The organism is uncultured Cyclobacterium sp., from assembly GCF_963976465.1.
GTDB lineage: Bacteria > Bacteroidota > Bacteroidia > Cytophagales > Cyclobacteriaceae > Cyclobacterium.
The window spans coordinates 1-4025 of the sequence record NZ_CAXBOC010000493.1 but is presented as its reverse complement, the minus strand read 5'-3'; the positions used below and the strand labels follow the sequence as shown (position 1 = coordinate 4025).

3 protein-coding genes are annotated in these 4025 nt (G+C 37.1%); all 3 read left to right on the top strand.

The window, feature by feature from the left end; all coding sequences use genetic code 11:
- The first annotated feature begins 896 nt into the window (after positions 1-896).
- Genes AAC037_RS20940 through AAC037_RS20930 form a run of 3 tightly spaced genes read left to right on the top strand, consistent with a single transcriptional unit; the run spans position 897 to position 3389 of the window.
- Positions 897-2219 carry a site-specific integrase gene (locus AAC037_RS20940; protein ID WP_339905359.1) on the top strand — a complete coding sequence of 441 codons (1323 nt, stop codon included), beginning with the start codon at positions 897-899 and terminating at the stop codon, positions 2217-2219.
- 18 nt (positions 2220-2237) lie between these two features.
- Entirely contained in the window at positions 2238-3116 is an 879-nt protein-coding gene (locus AAC037_RS20935) for a hypothetical protein (protein ID WP_339905357.1), read from the top strand.
- A gap of 54 nt (positions 3117-3170) precedes the next feature.
- Complete coding sequence (locus AAC037_RS20930; RefSeq protein ID WP_339905355.1) at positions 3171-3389, top strand: hypothetical protein; 219 nt, start codon at positions 3171-3173, stop codon at positions 3387-3389.
- Positions 3390-4025: the final 636 nt, after the last annotated feature.

Below are 4025 nucleotides of genomic sequence, written 5' to 3'. Positions count from 1 at the left end.
ATGGCTTTCGAAAACTTTGTGTTGAAATAGAAGTAAAGAGATACCAGGCCAAATGCGGTAACTGTATGTAAGAACCCGATCAGGAATGCCAAAACGATGTCCTGATGAAGGTTGAAAACGATTTGTTGGGGTAGGGCAAATGACCTAAACCCGATAATATATCCTCAAGTAAAGGATTTGGTCTTTTGTGGTACCATGGCTCTGCCATAAAACGGACATTCAATCACATTGTCCTTTTTTAATTTTAGGATCAACGCAAATGGCTGATTTGAAACTTATTGGCAAAAGACCAGTATTCATGGCGCGAGCCTCCGTAGCTGAAAGAGTAACAAACAAGATTTTAGGATTTGTAGAAACCTTTATAAGTGGGGTGACGGGATAATTACATCCAATGTATTCCAAACAAGAGTTCACCAATTTATTCAGAAACTGAATCAAAAAATTCAAATCCTCGACAGAAAATACAAACCATTTATAGTATCTGTATTTTATTGTTCAAAAATCAACACCCCAATTTGCACCCCTACAAAAAGACCTAACTAATTATATTTCAAATGTTTTTTTTTTAGTTCAGCAGAGGAGGAGAGGGTTGAGCGTAAAGAAACAGTCCGGTGGACTGTTTTAGCGACGGGCCTGGTTGCTGGGTGGCTCCCAACGACTCAAAAAAAAACAGCCTAGCAAATTGCTAGGCTGTTTTGGTGCAGAGGAGGAGGGATTCGAACCTATTGCCAATATTTCAATAAAAGTTCCTAAAAATGCCGTATATGCGTATATATGGATATATAGGATTTGAAGTGATGGTCAGTTATGTGCCAATTTGATCAATATTTTAGCCCCCCAAATAGCCCCCCTTTTATAAATATTGTTTAAATTTAATTTTCAGTTAAAACAATGACATGGAAGCAACGCTACGTTTTGAGTTAAGACAAGATAAAGTTAATCGTAAAGGAGAACATCCTTTGATATTAATTATTAGGGTTGCTGGTCAAAGAAGGAAGATCGGGACAGGGGTTAAGCTGCCTCCCGAGTTATGGGACAATGACAATCAAAAAATTATAAGCCCAAGCCAAAAATTAAAGGCCCAAATCCAAAAATCATATGAAGATACAATTGTTTCTAAAAATCAATTGATCCAATACCAAGAGGAATTATTTTCTATGGTAAACAGGATTAAATCCCTTGAATCAAAGTTTTTATTCGAAGGGATTTCTTATAGTGCAGATATGATCGTTGAAGCCCTTAAGGGATCAAAAACGGTCAAAACCAAAAAAGAAGACCCTTCAAACTTGGTCTATGATTTTATCGACCGCTACATTCAGGAGCATGAACTTACCCGAGTGAAAGGAAGCCTTGTGGTCTATAAATCGCTCAAAAAGCATTTAAAAAACTACGAGACCAAAACCAGGACAAAAATTCGTTTTGATAAAATCGATTACAACTTTATGCATGCCTTTCAAAACCATTTGATTGGTTGGGAGGAAGTACATGAAACTACAGGTACGGTCAAAACATTGAATAACATTACCATTGCCAAACAATTGAGTACCTTAAAAACCTTTCTAGGATATGCCAAAAGGCAGGGAATCAAGGTCAATGATGGATACAAGGAATTTTCTATCAAGAAAGGCAAACTGGAAGTTATCGCTTTGACCCAAAATGAATTGGATCTCCTATTTAATTTCAACCTAAGTTCAAATAAACGCTTGGACCAGGTACGTGATGTTTTTTGCTTTAGTTGTGTGACTGGATATAGGTTTTCAGACCTCCAACAATTAAAAAGAGAACATATCAAGGAAATGGAAATTCGGCTCACCATCAAAAAGACAAAGGAACCTTCCATTGTTCCTTTAAACAGTTATTCTAAATCCATTTTAGAAAAATACAAAGAGCTGGTGACCCCAATTCCTATTATTTCCAACCAAAAATTCAACAAATATGTAAAGGAGCTCTGTAAACTGGTGGGAATTGATGATCCTATTGAAATCATTCGGTACAAAGGAGCCATCAAACAATCTACTATTTACAAGAAACACGAGGTTATCAGTGCCCATACTGGTAGAAAAACCTTTGCCACCCTTTCCTTGGAAAAAGGGATTCCTGCTGAGACGGTGATGAAGATAACAGGGCATTCAGATTATAAGAGTTTTCAACGCTACGTCAAAGTTACGGAAGAAAGAAAAAGAAACGAGATGCAGAAAGCCTGGGGAGCTCCTATTTGAAATGTGAAAAAATTATCTATGAAAAAGTTTGATCCCAATAGACTTTTATGGCAATACAAACTCAGAGAATACTTATTGCTATTTGATGGTTATTCGGAAGAGGAAAGAATTCTTGCTTATCGTTATGGATGGCATATTTTTTCAAGCCACCGACAGCATTTTGAGGATTTTTCCATCTTTATTTTGCGAAGAAAGTGGTTTATTTATATGTCACTCGTCTACCCTATACTTATTGCTTTTCTAAGCATTTTGTTAGCACTTTCAGTCTTGACGATTGAAGTTACGATGAAAGTGCCACTTGCCATTCTCTTTTCGGGGATTACAGCGGGAATAATTTACAATTTGATTGGCAATACACTTAAGAATATTCGAGAGACGGGTATATTTTTAAAATATGTCGATCCTACCGAGAAACTGGCCAATTTCCGGGAATTTGAAAATCTGGATTTTAAGGATAAGAAAGCTGCACTACTTTTCTATGAAAATATGCGGGCAAAGCGGGATTATAATCTTTTAGAAACCCCGGAAAACAAGCTGGATAAAACCGAAAAACTACTAGCCATTGATTTTTTATTAGGAGAGCCGGGGACCTTAAACGAACTGATCAACAAGCTTTGTCTGAATCCTAATTGCAGCTTGTCGAAGGAAGGGGTTTACCGTGTACTGGGTGAAATTCTGACAGCTTCTCCGGATAATATCAAAAAGGATATCACTAAAAGAGTGGGTGAAATCAGATCTGGAACAAATCTTTCCCAAAAGAGAATCGATCAACTCGGAAATGTCAAGGCGATTTTCAATCAGGCAAAATTGGGAGTGAAGGCCAGTGAAGTCGATAGACTCATTGATACGCTGGAAAGTCCAAGGGTTGGATTAAAAAATGGGGTTGAATACCATTAGCAGGATTAGTCAGAAAAATCTAAATTCCTTTAAAAGACTTAAATTTTGATAAAGATGGAAACAATTGCCGCCAGAAAATATGCGATTATAGAGAAGGTAATGCACTTGAATGAAGAAGAACTCAATGAATTAGAAACTTCTTTGATTAAGTTCACGGAAGGTCCTATCAGCGTTGAGCAATACAACCGGGAACTGGATGAAGCTGAAGCCGAGATTGATCGGGGAGCGTTCTACAGCCAGGAAGAAGTAGAGAAAATGGCTAAAAAATGGTAGAAGGTAATCCTGTAGAGAATTTTTCCAACCAACGACCCACGGTATCATGGACCAAAAGTGCTTATATTTCACTTCAAAAAGCTTACAAAAAAAAATTAAAGAAAACTCTCCTGCGAGTGCTGAGAAGGTGAAAGACACCATTTTTTTCCCTGACCCGCAACTTGCCAGATCACCCTGAGAAATATCCCTTGGACAGGTTTAAAAAAGATACCCCATGAAATTACCGAGCTTTTGAAAAATACTCCTAATGGGTAGCTTATCGACATACAGCAAAAGAAATCAAAATCTTACGGGTTAGGCATGTAAAACAAGAGCCCAAGTCTTACTAAACTAACCCTACCAAGCTTCTGGCACACAGTTAAAGTCAGTAGAATCCTCATAAAAGCCCATTGGAAGCCGTTTTCGGTAAGCAATATCATTTTTCACCTTGGCTTTTTTCTCCTTTGAAAATCCGTAGAAATTTAAATCCAATCGGGCTTTCTTTTAATCGCCAATCTGTCAATTTCCATTCGCCATTTTTTTCATTGAAACAAATTAGGAGTTTTGTAAATAGTTAAAATATGGCTACGTTGCCTTTAAATATAAATTTTTGGAAAAAAGGTATAAGAGTCTCTCCATATTTGAATTTCGGAGTAT

Excerpts from the sequence above, each read along its gene's own strand:
- AAC037_RS20940 (WP_339905359.1), top strand. The coding sequence starts at position 897 with ATGGAAGCAACGCTACGTTTTGAGTTAAGACAAGATAAAGTTAATCGT.
- AAC037_RS20935 (WP_339905357.1), top strand. The coding sequence starts at position 2,238 with ATGAAAAAGTTTGATCCCAATAGACTTTTATGGCAATACAAACTCAGA.
- AAC037_RS20930 (WP_339905355.1), top strand. The coding sequence starts at position 3,171 with ATGGAAACAATTGCCGCCAGAAAATATGCGATTATAGAGAAGGTAATG.